This is a genomic window from Pantoea sp. RCC30.1, from assembly GCF_058148845.1.
Map to the genome: position 1 here is coordinate 52,299 of NZ_JBXUHX010000002.1, position 13,872 is coordinate 66,170.

Consider the following 13,872-nt stretch of genomic DNA (forward strand, 5'->3'; position numbering starts at 1 on the left):
GGATTGGCAGATTAGTTGCCGCGATAGGTTGAGTAACCAAACGGGCTCAGCAGTAACGGGATATGGTAGTGCTCGCCGCTGGCTTCCATGCTGAACTCAACCGGAATCTCCGGGAAGAAAGTTTTCTGGTTGGTCTTTTTATAGAAGTCACCGGTTTTAAACACCACGCGGTAATTGCCCGCGCTGGCGGTTTTGTCCTGCGGGAACAGGGCGCTGATGCGACCGTTATTATCGGTGACACCTGATGCCAGTTTCACCCAGTTATCCTGCTGCTTTTGATCCAGTTCAACCTCAATACCTGCCGTTGGCTGTCCGGTTTGCAGGTTAAGAACGTGCACGCTCAACGGGTTTTTAGCAGCAGCCGGCTGGGCTGCGATAGCGGATGCGCCAGAGGTCATCAGTAATGTTGCGATCAAAGCATATGAAGTTTTCATCAACGTTTCCTTTATTGATTGTCTGAAGTCGGGTGACAGTGCAGAGAGAGTAATGCGAGTGAGGGCAAAGGGATAATTAACAGGGAGAAATGTGAAATTTCCGAGAAAAAGGGATGCCTTTAGTTACATCATACAATGACTCTATAAAACCATCATTCAGCATTGGTGCAATCATAGCTAGCCAGGAAACAAAGGCGACAGATTAAATCGTCTTTACATTCAGCAGAGATAGCAGGGCGGCAACAGGCTTAAATCGATTTTATATGACGTGAGTCAATGAGTTACAAACCTCACTAATGAAAATAGCCAGCGCGGCGCTGCCGAAATCGCCATCACACGTGAGCGATCCCATATTCAGGACGAGAAGAAATGAGAATGAATAAACTGGCGCTGGCCATGATGTTACTGGCTGGCGCTTCCGGCGTTTCAACTGCAATAGCGGCAGAACCAGCGGCTGCTTCAGCTATTTCGCTCCCGGATCAGCAGCCAGCCAGCTCTGAAGCGCCAGCTACCCGTGAGCCATCGCAGCAACCGGATGATTCCGTGGCGACAACCTCATCCAATCCGGCTTCGGCAGAGCAGCAGTCCGTCGCGACTGCGCCAGTTCAGGTACAGCCTCAGAGAAATCAGCCTTCAACGGCCGTTAATCCGCCCGCAGAGGCAGCTTCCAGAGCAGAAAAAAGTGAGCCACAGCCAGCAGTAACCGATTTGGATGCCACGCAAAAGCCCGCACAGACGCCAGCCGATGAAGCGCTGTTTACGCCTGAACAGGAAGCACGTATTGGTGAGCTGGCGAAAGCCTATTTGCTAAAGCATCCGAAATTATTGATCGAAGTGGATCAGGAACTGCAGAAAATTCAGTATGACGAGCAGATGAAAGCGATGAGCAAAGCGGCTCTTCAGCATCAGGATGAACTGCTGAATGATAAAACTGTGCCAGCAATAGGGCCTGAAAAGGCAAAAGTCGCGGTGATAGAATTCTTCGACTATCAGTGCAGCGTCTGCGCGCGTCAGGCACCGATCATTCAATCTCTTATGAAACATAATCCTCAGGTGCGCTTTATCTTCAAAGAGTGGCCCATTTTTGGTTATCGCTGGAAACCGTCTTTCCAGGCGGCCGAAACCGGATTACGAATCTGGCAACAAAAGGGCGGTGATGCCTATTTGAAGTACCACGATGCACTGTTTGCCAGTGGTCATGTTGAAGGCGCGCTGACTCAAAAAGATGTCACTAAAGCTGCGTCTGCAGCCGGCGCCGGTAAGCTAAAAAACAGCGATATGCTCGGCACATTATCCCGCACGGATATCCTCGCGAAAAATACCGGTTTTCAGGGAACGCCGGAAATGATTGTTATGCCTCTGTCAGGTGCGACCGCAGAGACGGTGACGATTTATCTAGGTGGTGCGATGGAAGAGATGTTGCAGGCGGCGATCAATAAAGCCTCGGGTTCGGCAGGTCATTAAACCCGGCATACTCACAGTTACGTGATGACATTTCATTTAGCGGGTGCGCAGGAGAAACAGTGAGTGCGTGTTTGGGTGCCAGTCATTTAATGTGAATGTCGTGAATGATGGCGGAGGTTCGGGCAGAAGATGCGATGACGTTTTATCTGACTGCCAGCGGCAATAGCCCTTGAGGACAATGATGATCAACGAGGATAACGGCACGGCAGGGAACAGAATAATAAGGCTGAAAGGCTAACCAGATATCCAATTTAACATAATATACATTATGCGCTCTTTGATGCGTACTTCATTATGATACCCGGACATCGCTGAATTCCCGGATTCTGACCCTCTATGACACTCAGCCACTCAGCCACTCAGCCAGCTTATCACACATCAGACCGCGCGATTTTCGCAGGCTTCATGATTGCTCTCCACCTTCTTTTCACAGCAAATCCCGCTCTGTCATTTTTGGGTGTTCGTTGTTGTCTGAAACCTTTCCATGCTGAGCACGCTGTTCTTATGGCTTTGCACTTTTCTGCTTGTCACCCCGCAGCTCATCGTCATGCAATCAGGTTTGATAACGAAAATGCCGCACTGGCCATCGCCTCAGGAATCTCCCGCTTCACTGACCAGATCCGGTATTATGCTCAACTAAAATGGCAACGCTACATGAATTCTGAGATGCCCATGTGGCTCTCTGGCCGCAGAATTTATCACAGCGCGTCATTTCGACATGCGTTTCTTGCCCCTTTATCTACCCATCCCAGAAAATCCCCACAGCCACATGACATCAGATTTCAGGCACGTTAAAGTTGCTGGCTTCGACGGATTCCATGATGAGAGAAAATGAAACGCTTATTTGTTTATGGCACGCTCTGCCCGGGCCGTGAGAATGCCCATATCCTGGAAAACATTGGCGGAGAATGGCTGGCCGGTTCGGTGAACGGAATCTTCTATGAGCGTGGCTGGGGTGCGGCGGCCGATTTTCCTGGCATCGTTCTGGATGAACATGGCCCCGACGTGCCGGGATATCTGTTTGTCTCCGATCAGCTGGATGCTCACTGGCCAATGCTTGATGCGTTTGAAGATGGCTATGATCGCGTCGAAGTTCGCGTTTTTGCCGGGGAAAATCAGCATTACACCGCGTGGATTTATCAGCTCCAGCCACCCCAGTAAACAGCTGCATCTTCCTGACCCGCACAGAGATGCGCGCGCCCTGCTCTTATTGCTGGTTTCAGCAGCTACCGGATGCGCGTTTGACCTCAATACCCAAATGATTGCGCCTGTCTCTGGCGGACAGGAAATAGTATGCAACATACTGATTATCAATGGGTATAATAGCTGCTTAAGCCAACGCTTCGTCATCACAGCCTTTCCCTTAAGCCTGCCCCCTTTCATTACCAGACCAGATAATCAGGCACGATGCCTGACCTTATATTAATTTTAGATCTAATGTATGATGTAACTAAATGGATGGCTATTAGTCCTTCCTTACCCAAATAGCACTAAACACCACCCGCTCACTCTTCTCCCGTTACTCCGGCCAGCGCTGATGCGGAAACAACGACACACGGATATTAAACAGATGGATTAATGGCGCGACCGCTGTACTCTCCTGTCGGGCAATCGGCTCCAGCCGCAGCAGCAACAGATCCAGCTCTTCCAGCAGATCCTGATGCGGCGCTAACTGCAGCGATTTCATCTTGCGCTTCAGATAGAGCGCCAGCTCGTGAAACATCTGCCCGCTATCAATCCGGTGACTCTCCAGCACGTCGCGATACCGTGCATAGAAGTCGTAACAGTTAGCACCCAGCCAGGTCTCAGTAATCAGATACCCTCCCACCACGATATCCGGCACCGGATCGAGCCGTTTACGCGGCAGAATGATGTTCACTCTGTCGAGCATTCGGGCAATAAATTGCTGACGTGACAACAACGTAGCGGAGTTGCGCTCCACCATTTTGACAAACCCTAACAGGTCGCGCAGCCCACGCTGCACCGCTCTTCTTGCTATCCATGACGGTCGTTTGTTGCGGATCAGCGCCGTCAGCACCACCGCGAACATGATCCCTACCATTGACGAGATGGCCGCATTCAGGGTAACGATCAGGTTCGGCACAAAGTGATGGCTTAAACCGATAAAACCAGGAATCTGAATGGCAACACTCAGCCCAATCATATTGGTCGCAGGATTGGCGATTACCAGACTGAGCAGCATCAGACCGGGCAGCAGACAGATCATCAGCGCCTGCAAAGTATTGGCCTGCGGGATCAGAAAAGCGATGTAGAACAGACTCACCACCAGCGCAATCACCACGCCTTTAACGAACAGCTTCATCGGCGTCACCGGGGAATCGACACTGGCAAAGAATGAGCTGATGATCGCCGCCATTAAAGGCGCATTCGCGCCGTCAGCCCAGCCGCTGCCAATCCAGAACAGGCTGGAGAGAAAGGTCGCCAGGAAAGCGGTCAGCGCGGACAGTCTCAGCAGACCTTTATCGATATGACGATGTTCCCGGATATTGCGGATTGCCGCTCCATCCCCGTGGCTATAGAGATCTCCAGCGCGCGCGCTGACATTCTCATAGGCATCGGCAATACGCACAAAGTTAGCCATCCGCTCCAGCAGGCCAATCAGCAGCAGGCTCTCTTCTGTTGCCAGCTGCCCTGCCCGCCATTCCTCTTCCAGTGACGCCTGGCTGGCGGCAATCGCTTCTCGCAGCCCGGCGATATCATTAATGCGGTCGTGGTGCAGCCACAACAGAAATTCCTGAAAAACGTCGGTAACGCTCTGCGGAAAACGAATGTTCAGTTCGGCCAGTACGCCCAGCCGTGACTCAATCGCGGTGAGGGTCGGCAGCAGATAAGTCAGATGCTGATACTGCACGCTGACCAGACGGATGACATTGCGCGCCGCCTCACCCTCATAGACGCAGTGCGTCAGCAGCGTTTCAACATTCAGCGGATAGCCCGCCATCTGAACCAGGATATCTTCCCGCTCCAGTGATTTGTTCTTTGCCATCCCGCTAATCAGTTCATCACAGAGTTTGCGCGCGTTCTGAAACCAGAGATTGACGCTCTGCCCCAGCAGATGATGCATCGACACCGGAAACACCAGCCGGTGAACCAGTGTGCTGCAGAGGATCCCCAGCGTGATCTCCTCAATACGTGAAATCACGGTGTTGATGATCGCCGACGGCGACTCCACGTCGGGAAAGCCCATAATGGCCGCGCTGTAGCCGGCCAGCATAAAGATGTAGCTCTTTGGCGTGCGGTCATGCAGAGAAAGATAAAGGCAGACCGTCACCCACAGCGACACACAGAGGCTGAACAGTACCGGCGACTGCACGGTTTCGGGATAGATGAGCAGAATAAAGATGCCACCAAGCAGCGTGCCCAACAGCCGAAACAGCGATTTCGAGACGGTTGATGCCGCATAGAGTTGCGAGGTGACAAACACGGTGGTCAGCGCCCAGGCGGGTTTTTCAAAGTTAAGTAATAGCGCCACAGAGAGTGCGATAAACGCGGCAAGAGAGGTTTTGCAGGCAAACAAAACCGCGTTTTTGGTAAACCATTTCATCTAATGAGAGCAACCAGGAACTTTCTGAGGCGCGTATCCTGACAGATGCGCCTGCGTTTTACTCTCAGTTAAATTATACAAATTATTACCGGCCGCATCAGGCCGGTTAATTGCCTACTGGCGCACCAGCGCACGGCGCTTATCCAGTAAAAAAGGGCGCAAATACCCTACCGTGTTCGAGAGCAAAATCACCTCTTCCGGCAACCGAATCTTCAGCACCTCTGTCAGGTAAGTTTTGCGCTGCGTCATACGCTGCCAGACATCCGGATAAGCGCGCGCCAGCTCATCACGCAGTGCAGCGTCGGCCAGTCCAACGGTATCTTCGATACTGCAGCCGCCATAGCCTGGCACCGACGGGATAATGTCGATCTGCAGCAACATACCGCTCTTCAGTGTCACGGCTGAATCGGGATAGATGGGCGAACTCAGCCACTCTTCATCCGCCACCAGATGCCCCGGATTAAGATGCCAGCCATACTGCGCCCTGGGCAGTACCGTTTCTATCAGCGAATAGAGTTCGCCGCCGGTGATCCCGATACGCAACTGCTCCAGCCAGCTGACCACCGCGTGATAATAGGGGATGGCCAGACGGGTTAACCAGTTGTTAACGTGACACTGTAACTCAGAAGCCTCACTGACGACATACGCGGCACGGCTGCTCAGCCCGCCTTTGTAGCCGGTGGTCAGCGAGAGCTTATCGCCCTCTGCAATCCGTTTATCTGAAGGATAAAGCCGGGCATAGGCGAAACGCTCGCCGGTCGCCGCAATCGTCACGACCGTGTTCGGCTGACCTTCTGCGTTAAGACGTGCGCCTAACGCCTTCTCCGTGATGCCTGGCTCCACGCTATCCAGCGCAGCCATCATTGCGGTTGAAGCCAGATTGGCACCAGCCTCATAAAACGCCACTTCATCGGCACAATTAATGCAGCGCACCCCGTTGTCAGACGAGATAAACAATCCGGTCGCGTTAACCAGCTGCGCATCACCACCCGCCGCCTGAGCCGCTGCGGCACAGATGAAATGCGGCAGATCGAACATTCTGCCGGTAAGCAACTTCCAGCCCACCAGCCCGGTGCGTTCTCCCGCTACAATCCCGGCCTCGGTTAACAACTGATCCAGCGGCTGCTCACCGCGCATCGGCTGATTGGGCAGCGAAAAGACCGGCGCATGCAGACAGCGACCCGGATTGCGGGCAAAAGGCACCAGCTTCAGGTTCTCATTACCCATGATATAAGTGAGCTCGCCCTGCTGATTCACCACCAGCAACGCCTCCTCGAAGCGCGGAATGAATCCCACCAGATATTCAAAATTGCTGCCGTGCTCTTTATCGGCATAGATAATCAGCTGCGCAATCTGCTGCTGCTGCATCCGCTGAATAATGGCGGCCAGACGGCGATGCAGCGTTTCATCAGACATCACCGGGCTGGCGGCTCCGGGAAATACCGGCGGCGAAGGGATGACTTCCAGGGCATAGCGATTGGCATCCATAATGCACTCCAGTGGCCAGATTGAAGGTGTGATAATTTCCGTTCCCAGGGTAAACCTGATGTTTCTCCTGTAGGGTGCCACCCTCACACAACTTACTCGTTGCGTGTTATCAATAGATGGACATTCCGTTGTAACGATTTGCCTGCCGTGTGCAGGCTTTTTTATGGGTGATTCGCCGCTTTACAGAGCAGAACAGGGTAAACCGAAAAAAAGAAAGCCCGCACTAAGCGGGCTCCGGATGTTATTTGACAGGCACGCCTGCATTCTCCAGCGCTTCAGCCTTTTCGGGATACAGCTCTGCCGTGCCGGCATTCAGGATCACCGCTCCACAGCGAATGCAGTGATCGCCCTTCACATCCGGCACCACGTCATCGGGATCCCCCGTATTAAGACTGACGTCACGCGTGGCGTAGACAAACGCCTCTCCTTCACATCCCGGACACTTCATACCTTGACTCCCCTGTTCAATCTGTCAGATAAGCATAGCTGACAGGCTCTTAGCGATACATGGAAGCACAGGCTTTTCAGGATAGTGCCAGCCATCACTCTCTATGCCGCAACCGCTCCAGCATAATCAGTGAGTGGCTGAAGATGGCATCGGCGATATGTTGCGGAAACCCGGCCGGCAAGGCATCGCGTACCGAGACCACCGCCTGGGGAAACCCCTTAATAAAGAAGTCGAAAATCTGCTGCAGGCTGTCACGATCAAAATTCACCTGTTTCGCCGTGGCGATAAAATGACGTGGGAAGATTTTGTCGATCTCCGTCTTCTTCCCTTTAGTGGCACGCAGTCCCATCGCCAGTTTCAACGCGCGCTTGTTCAGGCCGTTGCCGCCCAGCACCGGATATGCGGAGATCACATCATAAAAGGGTGTCAGGCGATAACTGCCGCCGCGCTCAATAAACAGCGAGAAATTCTTGGCGTGACCGTCAGTCGCGCCAATCAGCCACTGAAACACCTGGAACATCATAAAACGATAGCGATCTTCAAGGGCGTTACTCGATCCCATCAGTATCTGCATGATCTCCGCAATGCCCGGCCCGCCGTCCGACTCATATTTGGTGGACGAAGGCAGTCCCAGCGCCTGACAGAAATCCTCCTGCGGCAGACGGATCAGCCGGGTTTTATCGCGTGACCAGCGGCGGTCAAAGCGCTCAACGGCGAGGGCGCGCATCTTTCCGGCCCGGATAATCGTCGCCTGCGGCACGTCGATACCCAGTGCGCGGGCCAGCGCCAGACAGAGATACTCATTCTCGACGCTTTCACGCATATCCAGCGTCGCGGCCGGTTGTTTAATCTCACCGATCGGCAGCTTAATGATGTGCGACGTGGGTGTGGCCCCGGCAGGAATGCTCCAGCCTTCTTCCGTCAGCAGCAGTGCGGTTTTCTCCTGAGCCCCCGCGACAGAGATGCGAAAATCGGTCTCTTCACGCAGCATCCCCAGCGGAATATCGGACTGATAGGCCGACAGCACGCTTTCGAGCCGGGCTTCGTCCAGCACCTGATAGCGGGCCTGGAGTGCAGGCAGCGGCATATCGGGCGGCAGTAGCATGGTCGCCCCGACGCTGTCACGTCCCACTTCCTGCAACAGGTCAAAGGGCTGTCGGGATTTAATCTGGTAGCGCGCCACGATTCTGTCGCGAATCAAGGGGCTATCCGGCAGCAGGTTGTCGAAGAAATTAATCACGGCGTGTGAGGTGATCGCCTTAACCTGCAACGGCATTGAGAGTGACAGCGGCCTGGAGAGCGGATTACTCAGCCAGCCAGTATCGTACTGAAACTCATGAGCGCCGTTTCGCTGCCGGGTCAGCACACCCACCCGCTCGCCGTTCATCCACGCAATCAGCCTTTGCATTACCACTCGTCCTCATCATGCAATGGAGGTGCTGTGACCTCCTCTTTCTCCTGAACATCCAGACTCACTTCCAGCGCCTGTAACAACTTAAACAGCGTGGCCAGCGAGGTGCTGTCAGGCGCATTTTCAAAGTGAGAGATGGTGGCCTGTTTCAGGCCGACCTTTTTCGCCAGCTCACTCTGGGTCCAGCCATTGCGCTGGCGGATAAGCTTCAGCCGGTTTGCCAGCTGTAGCGGGCTGTATATCATGGGGTGACTCCTTCAGGATCACAGGCTGTAAGCATAGCGCAGGCGCATTATCCCTGACAGGGTATAAATTGCCGCTTATCCTCTGAGAAGGATAATAATTACTTTATACCCTTTAGAGGATAAAATGACAATTATCCTTTATAGGGGATAAAAATACCCATGGAGATGAGAGGAACAGGATGAGCACATTTACCCTTATACATCATGAAAACGACAATGACCGGGAAGCGCTGCTGGCAGGATTAGGGGCTTACAATCGGCAGTTTATCAGCCGCGAGAACTGGGGCCCGCTGTCGGTTTCTCACAGAGATGCAGAGGGCGCGTTGCGCGGAGGATTGATCGCCTCGCGCAAAGGAAACTGGCTCTGCATTGATTTTCTCTGGGTGGACGAAACAGTGCGAGGCAGCGGTCTGGGTCGCGCGCTGATGGAAGCCGCGGAACAGAAGGCGATTAAGATGGGATGTCTCTTTGCGCTGGTAGACACCTTCAGCTTTCAGGCTCTGCCGTTTTATCAGAAACAGGGTTATCAGCAGCAGATGTCCCTGCCCGATTTTCCACAGACCGGGATGCAGCGTCATTACCTGACGAAAACGCTTAGGTTAAAAGAATAACGCTGACCGTAATCAATGCAGTCAGCGTTACAGGGTCACAAACCGGCGATGCGCCGCAGGTCTGCTTCGGCACCGGGCGCTACAGCAAGCACCTGCGCCCCTTTGGTGATGCGGTCGCCTTCGGTGTTGAACGGGTGGTACCAGCCGCCCGCCTCTTTCACCAGGCAATAACCTGCCAGGCAATCCCAGGCGTGCATATAAGGTTCGTAGTAACCCACGACCCGACCGGCGGCGACCCACGCCAGCATCAGCGCGCCCGAGCCAATGCGGATAAAGTTACCGCCCGCCGACAGCAGCGCCGCCACAATCTCGCCAACCTGCTGCGGACTGACATAACTGTTAGCGCCAAAGCCGGTGACGTGGTTTTGCAGCGTGCGTGTGGGATCGACCTGCAGACGACGACCGTTCAGCGTCGCGCCCTGCCCCAGTGCCGCCACATAGCACTCTTCATAGGTGGGTGCGAAAATCACCCCGATAACCGGCACATCGCCGCGCAGCACCGCGACTGAAACACACCAGCTCGGCATCCCATTAAGAAATGGGCTGGTGCCATCGATCGGATCAACCACCCAGGTATAGTCAGAGGTTCCCGCGTGCAGCCCCGACTCCTCGCCCAGGAAGCCGTCATCGGGAAACGCATCCTGTATGCGGCGGGCGATCAGCTGCTCCACTTCACGGTCGGCAATCGATACCACATCCTGCAAATCGTACTTGGTCTCCACCACCAGCGTGTCGCGGCGATTAAAGTAGGATAACGCCGTCGCACCACCTTCACGGGCCACGGCCTCCGCTAAAGCCAGTCGCGCCATTATTTCATCATGCGATTCCATGCTTACTCCTCGGGTTAATCAGATTAACGGGCAATCAGGGCAAGGCCCTGCGGCTTAAAGTTGACGCCGACCAGGGTGGCAAGCGGCAGACGCTGTTCCATCTGCGGGTCGATAATGAACAGCGCGCCCAGCTCGGTAGCGACTTCATATTCAATATGGTCACCCAGCCAGGTGCTGTGGATGACTTCTCCCCGCAACGCCCCCTGACCGTCACCGGACAGGGTAATAAACTGCGGCCGCACTGCCAGCTGGGCACTGCCGGTTTTAGCGCCCGCACCCCGCACCCGGAAACGCTGATTACCCAGACGGACCAGCGCATCATCTGCATCCGCCTGTTCCACTTCACAGGGCAGAATATTCGCTTCCCCCATAAAGTCGGCGATGAAGACCGAATTGGGCGAATGGTAGAGCGTCTCCGGTGCGCCCTGCTGGGCAATATCCCCCTCTTTCATGACAATAATCTTATCGGAGACCGCCAGCGCCTCCTCCTGATCATGGGTCACGTAGACGGCGGTAAACCCGAGCCGCTGCTGCAGATCACGGATATCGGTGCGCACCCGACGGCGCAGACGCTCATCGAGGTTCGACAGCGGCTCATCGAGCAGCAGCACCTGCGGTTCCAGCACCAGCGCACGCGCCACCGCAATACGCTGCTGCTGTCCGCCAGAAAGTTCAGACGGCAGCCGCTGTCCCTGATTCTCCAGCCCCACCAGCTTCAGCCCTTCGCGCGCCCTGTCCTGCGCCTCGCGTTTGTTCATGCCCGAGGAGAGCAGCCCGTAAAGAATATTGTCGATGGCGTTCATGTGGGGAAACAGCGCATAGGACTGAAACACCATCGCCACGTCACGCTCGTTGGCGGGCAAATGCGTCACATCTTTGCCGCCAATCAGAATCCTCCCCGAGGTGGGATGCTCCAGTCCGGCCAGCAGCCGCAGCGTGGTGGTCTTGCCGCAGCCGGAGGGCCCGAGCAGCGTCACCAGCGTGCCCGGCTCTACGGTGAGCGACAGATCCGGCACTGCAGTAAAACCGGCAAAACGCTTTGCGACATGTTCAAACACCACCGATCCGGCGTTAATGGTCGTCATACGGCTCTCTCCTGAGTCAGAGTGGATGCAGAGGGTGCGGCAACAATCACCGCCGGTTGGGTAACACGGCGCAGGCGACGTTCGCCCACCAGCAGCTGGAACAGGCCAATGATCAGCAGCATCACCACGATCAATACCGAAGAGTAGGCAATCGCGACGCCATACTCCCCGTTCTCCACCAGCCCGACAATGTAAGAGGTCGCCATGTTGTATTGGGCGCTGACCAGGAAAATCACCGCGCTGATTGAGGTAATGGCCCGCACGAAGGCGTAGACCAGCGCGGCGCTGATCGCCGGTTTCAGCAGCGGCAGCACCACTTTGCGCAGCGTCCTGAAGCTGTTAGCACCCAGCGTCAGTGAGGCTTCATCCAGGCTTTTATCCAGCTGGCTCATCGCCGCAATCCCGCCACGCACGCCCACCGGCATATTACGAAAGACAAAGCAGGCGATCAGGATCATCGCGGTGCCGGTTATCTCCAGCGGTGGCAGGTTATAGGCCATCACATAACTCACGCCGATGACCGTGCCGGGAATGGCGAAGCTCAGCATCAGCATAAATTCAAAGGTCTGACGGCCGGCAAACTTCTGCCGCACAATCAGCCAGGCCGTCAGCAGCCCCACAATAGCGGTGAGCGGCGCAGCGATCAGGGCAATCTCCAGCGTGGTCCAGAAGGAGTTCCAGGCGACGCCGCTCCAGACCAGCTGACCCTGATTCACGCTGATGCTGAAGGCGCGGATGTAATGATCCAGCGTCAGATTGTTATTCAGCCCCCAGGACTGCACAAAGCCGCCAATCATGATCATGCCGTAGATCACCAGGGTGAAGAGCCCCCACGGAATGACCATGCCATAGACGCTGTAGCGCACCGGACGTGGCAGCATCACGTGACGGCCACCGTCGCCTTTACCGGTCACGGTGGCGAAGCTTTTTCCGGAGAGCCAGACGCGCTGCACCAGAAACGCGGTCAACGTAAAGCCCAGCAGGATCATCGCCAGCACCGCCGCGCGGCTCGGGTCGTTCTGTGCGCCGACCACAGAGAAGAAGATTTCTGTCGAGAGCACGCCATGACTGCCGCCCAGCACCATCGGGTTACCGAAATCAGCCATGCTTTCGATAAAGCTGATTAAGAAGGCGTTGGCCAGACCCGGCGCCATCAGCGGCAGCGAGATGCGGGAGAAAGTACGCCAGCGGCTGGCGCGCAGTGTCTGAGAGGCCTCTTCCAGTGACGGGCTAACGCCCTCAACCACGCCAATCAGCACCAGGAAAGCGATCGGGGTAAACGACAGCACCTGCGCAATCCAGATGCCGGTCATGCCATAGAGCCAGCGGCCCGGTTCGATGCCGAACAGCGTCGCCAGCGATTCTGTCACCACGCCGGAGCGGCCAAACAGCAGGATCAGCGCCAGCCCGATAACAAACGGTGGCGTGATAATCGGCAGAATGGTCAGCATCCGCAGTGCTTTCTTGCACGGCAGCGAGGTGCGCGTGGCCGCCAGCGCAAACGCCAGGCCCAGCAGCGTAGAACCACTGGCGGTCATCAGCGCCAGTCCCAGCGTGCGCCAGGCAGTGCCGCAGGTGCCACCGGTCAAACAGGAGAGACTCCAGATTGCAGGGTCCTGCATATTGGCAATCAGTCCGTCCGGTTTGAAGCCGCCATCAATATCCTGCACCGAGGCGACAAACAGGCTTAACACCGGATAGAGCACAAAGGTGGTGACCAGCGCTACCAGCAGCACAATCGACGCCACCACAAAGGCATCACCTTTCAGCACGCCGCGCTCCGCCAGCGCAAAGGCGAAGATCAGCAAAAATACGGTCAGCAGCAACAGCGCGCCCGCGCCCATCGCCGGTTGTCCCTGCGCCAGCGGGCCAAAGAAATTTTCCAGCCATAGCCAGCTCCAGCCACTGAACCCGATGGCATGCCCTTCCAGCACCAGAAACAGGATTCCCGCGACGCTGAACAGCAGCAGTAGCGCGCTGCGCGTCCGACCCGGCGGCAGAAAAGCGCTGGCAGCAGAGAGCAGCCACAGCGCCACGGCGATGCCCAGCCAGCGATGTAACGCGAGCTGCCCCAGCGCCGGTGCGTTGTTTTCATCACCCCATAAGCTGAACAGCCAGTCTCCACTGAAGAAGCCCTGCTCCAGGCTATACCAGGGCAGCAGCGTCAGCGCGACGGCTCCCGCCAGCAGCGCGCCGGTTAAGCGACGATTGTGCGCATTCATAAATCACCTCAATCAGGAAGCGGACATCAGGCTTACGCCACCGCGGTCTGGCACAAACCCGGCTCAGGC

The 13,872-nt window shown here is 55.6% G+C and carries 13 protein-coding genes; 4 read left to right on the forward strand and 9 right to left on the reverse strand.

Going from position 1 to position 13,872, the window contains the following annotated elements:
* Positions 1-11: 11 nt before the first annotated feature.
* On the reverse strand, positions 12-434 hold the full coding sequence (gene uraH / locus AC2LB6_RS02765; RefSeq protein WP_490092353.1) for a hydroxyisourate hydrolase: 423 nt from the start codon (positions 432-434) through the stop codon (positions 12-14).
* Between the two features lie 369 nt (positions 435-803).
* On the opposite strand from uraH, the gene AC2LB6_RS02770 reads away from it, so the two are divergent.
* The 3 genes from AC2LB6_RS02770 (at position 804) to AC2LB6_RS02780 (ending at position 3,059) form a co-directional block, all read left to right on the forward strand.
* The gene (locus AC2LB6_RS02770) at positions 804-1,898 is read left to right on the forward strand and encodes a thioredoxin domain-containing protein (protein WP_490092354.1); all 1,095 of its coding nucleotides are present in this window, start codon (positions 804-806) and stop codon (positions 1,896-1,898) included.
* Between the two features lie 336 nt (positions 1,899-2,234).
* Positions 2,235-2,693, forward strand: coding sequence for a hypothetical protein (locus tag AC2LB6_RS02775; protein ID WP_490092355.1), 459 nt, complete (start codon positions 2,235-2,237; stop codon positions 2,691-2,693).
* A 36-nt stretch (positions 2,694-2,729) separates the two neighbouring features.
* On the forward strand, positions 2,730-3,059 hold the full coding sequence (locus AC2LB6_RS02780) for a gamma-glutamylcyclotransferase family protein (protein ID WP_490092356.1): 330 nt from the start codon (positions 2,730-2,732) through the stop codon (positions 3,057-3,059).
* Positions 3,060-3,417: 358 nt separating this feature from the next.
* On the opposite strand, the gene AC2LB6_RS02785 is transcribed toward AC2LB6_RS02780, so the two are convergent.
* The 5 genes from AC2LB6_RS02785 to hipB form a co-directional block, all read right to left on the reverse strand.
* Positions 3,418-5,463, reverse strand: coding sequence for an FUSC family protein (locus AC2LB6_RS02785; protein WP_490092357.1), 2,046 nt, complete (start codon positions 5,461-5,463; stop codon positions 3,418-3,420).
* A gap of 114 nt (positions 5,464-5,577) precedes the next feature.
* Positions 5,578-6,951 carry a M24 family metallopeptidase gene (locus tag AC2LB6_RS02790; protein WP_490092358.1) on the reverse strand — a complete coding sequence of 458 codons (1,374 nt, stop codon included), beginning with the start codon at positions 6,949-6,951 and terminating at the stop codon, positions 5,578-5,580.
* 241 nt (positions 6,952-7,192) lie between these two features.
* Positions 7,193-7,399 (reverse strand): type II toxin-antitoxin system MqsA family antitoxin, encoded by a 207-nt coding sequence (locus AC2LB6_RS02795; protein WP_490092359.1) that lies wholly within the window; start codon positions 7,397-7,399, stop codon positions 7,193-7,195.
* A 94-nt stretch (positions 7,400-7,493) separates the two neighbouring features.
* The gene (locus AC2LB6_RS02800; RefSeq protein ID WP_490092360.1) at positions 7,494-8,807 is read right to left on the reverse strand and encodes a type II toxin-antitoxin system HipA family toxin; all 1,314 of its coding nucleotides are present in this window, start codon (positions 8,805-8,807) and stop codon (positions 7,494-7,496) included.
* On the reverse strand, positions 8,807-9,055 hold the full coding sequence (gene hipB / locus AC2LB6_RS02805; protein WP_490092361.1) for a type II toxin-antitoxin system antitoxin HipB: 249 nt from the start codon (positions 9,053-9,055) through the stop codon (positions 8,807-8,809). The genes AC2LB6_RS02800 and hipB overlap by 1 nt, the downstream gene beginning before the upstream one ends.
* Before the next feature lie 179 nt (positions 9,056-9,234).
* Here hipB and AC2LB6_RS02810 point away from each other — a divergent pair, with 179 nt between their 5' ends.
* A complete protein-coding gene (locus tag AC2LB6_RS02810; protein WP_490092362.1) occupies positions 9,235-9,666 on the forward strand; it encodes a GNAT family N-acetyltransferase in 432 nt (143 codons plus the stop codon).
* 35 nt (positions 9,667-9,701) lie between these two features.
* Here the strand turns inward: AC2LB6_RS02810 and AC2LB6_RS02815 are convergent, their stop codons facing one another.
* From AC2LB6_RS02815 to AC2LB6_RS02825, 3 genes are read right to left on the reverse strand one after another with little or no spacing between them, the layout of a single operon-like run.
* A complete protein-coding gene (locus tag AC2LB6_RS02815; protein WP_490092363.1) occupies positions 9,702-10,496 on the reverse strand; it encodes an inositol monophosphatase family protein in 795 nt (264 codons plus the stop codon).
* 23 nt (positions 10,497-10,519) lie between these two features.
* A complete protein-coding gene (locus tag AC2LB6_RS02820; RefSeq protein WP_490092364.1) occupies positions 10,520-11,581 on the reverse strand; it encodes an ABC transporter ATP-binding protein in 1,062 nt (353 codons plus the stop codon).
* Positions 11,578-13,803: an ABC transporter permease gene (locus AC2LB6_RS02825; RefSeq protein WP_490092365.1), complete on the reverse strand. Its 2,226-nt coding sequence runs from the start codon at positions 13,801-13,803 to the stop codon at positions 11,578-11,580. The genes AC2LB6_RS02820 and AC2LB6_RS02825 overlap by 4 nt, the downstream gene beginning before the upstream one ends.
* Positions 13,804-13,872 lie beyond the last annotated feature (69 nt).

Excerpts from the sequence above, each read along its gene's own strand:
- AC2LB6_RS02825 (WP_490092365.1), bottom strand. The coding sequence starts at position 13,803 with ATGAATGCGCACAATCGTCGCTTAACCGGCGCGCTGCTGGCGGGAGCC.
- AC2LB6_RS02810 (WP_490092362.1), top strand. The coding sequence starts at position 9,235 with ATGAGCACATTTACCCTTATACATCATGAAAACGACAATGACCGGGAA.
- AC2LB6_RS02770 (WP_490092354.1), top strand. The coding sequence starts at position 804 with ATGAGAATGAATAAACTGGCGCTGGCCATGATGTTACTGGCTGGCGCT.
- AC2LB6_RS02775 (WP_490092355.1), top strand. The coding sequence starts at position 2,235 with ATGACACTCAGCCACTCAGCCACTCAGCCAGCTTATCACACATCAGAC.
- uraH (WP_490092353.1), bottom strand. The coding sequence starts at position 434 with ATGAAAACTTCATATGCTTTGATCGCAACATTACTGATGACCTCTGGC.
- hipB (WP_490092361.1), bottom strand. The coding sequence starts at position 9,055 with ATGATATACAGCCCGCTACAGCTGGCAAACCGGCTGAAGCTTATCCGC.
- AC2LB6_RS02795 (WP_490092359.1), bottom strand. The coding sequence starts at position 7,399 with ATGAAGTGTCCGGGATGTGAAGGAGAGGCGTTTGTCTACGCCACGCGT.
- AC2LB6_RS02780 (WP_490092356.1), top strand. The coding sequence starts at position 2,730 with ATGAAACGCTTATTTGTTTATGGCACGCTCTGCCCGGGCCGTGAGAAT.
- AC2LB6_RS02800 (WP_490092360.1), bottom strand. The coding sequence starts at position 8,807 with ATGCAAAGGCTGATTGCGTGGATGAACGGCGAGCGGGTGGGTGTGCTG.
- AC2LB6_RS02820 (WP_490092364.1), bottom strand. The coding sequence starts at position 11,581 with ATGACGACCATTAACGCCGGATCGGTGGTGTTTGAACATGTCGCAAAG.
- AC2LB6_RS02815 (WP_490092363.1), bottom strand. The coding sequence starts at position 10,496 with ATGGAATCGCATGATGAAATAATGGCGCGACTGGCTTTAGCGGAGGCC.
- AC2LB6_RS02785 (WP_490092357.1), bottom strand. The coding sequence starts at position 5,463 with ATGAAATGGTTTACCAAAAACGCGGTTTTGTTTGCCTGCAAAACCTCT.
- AC2LB6_RS02790 (WP_490092358.1), bottom strand. The coding sequence starts at position 6,951 with ATGGATGCCAATCGCTATGCCCTGGAAGTCATCCCTTCGCCGCCGGTA.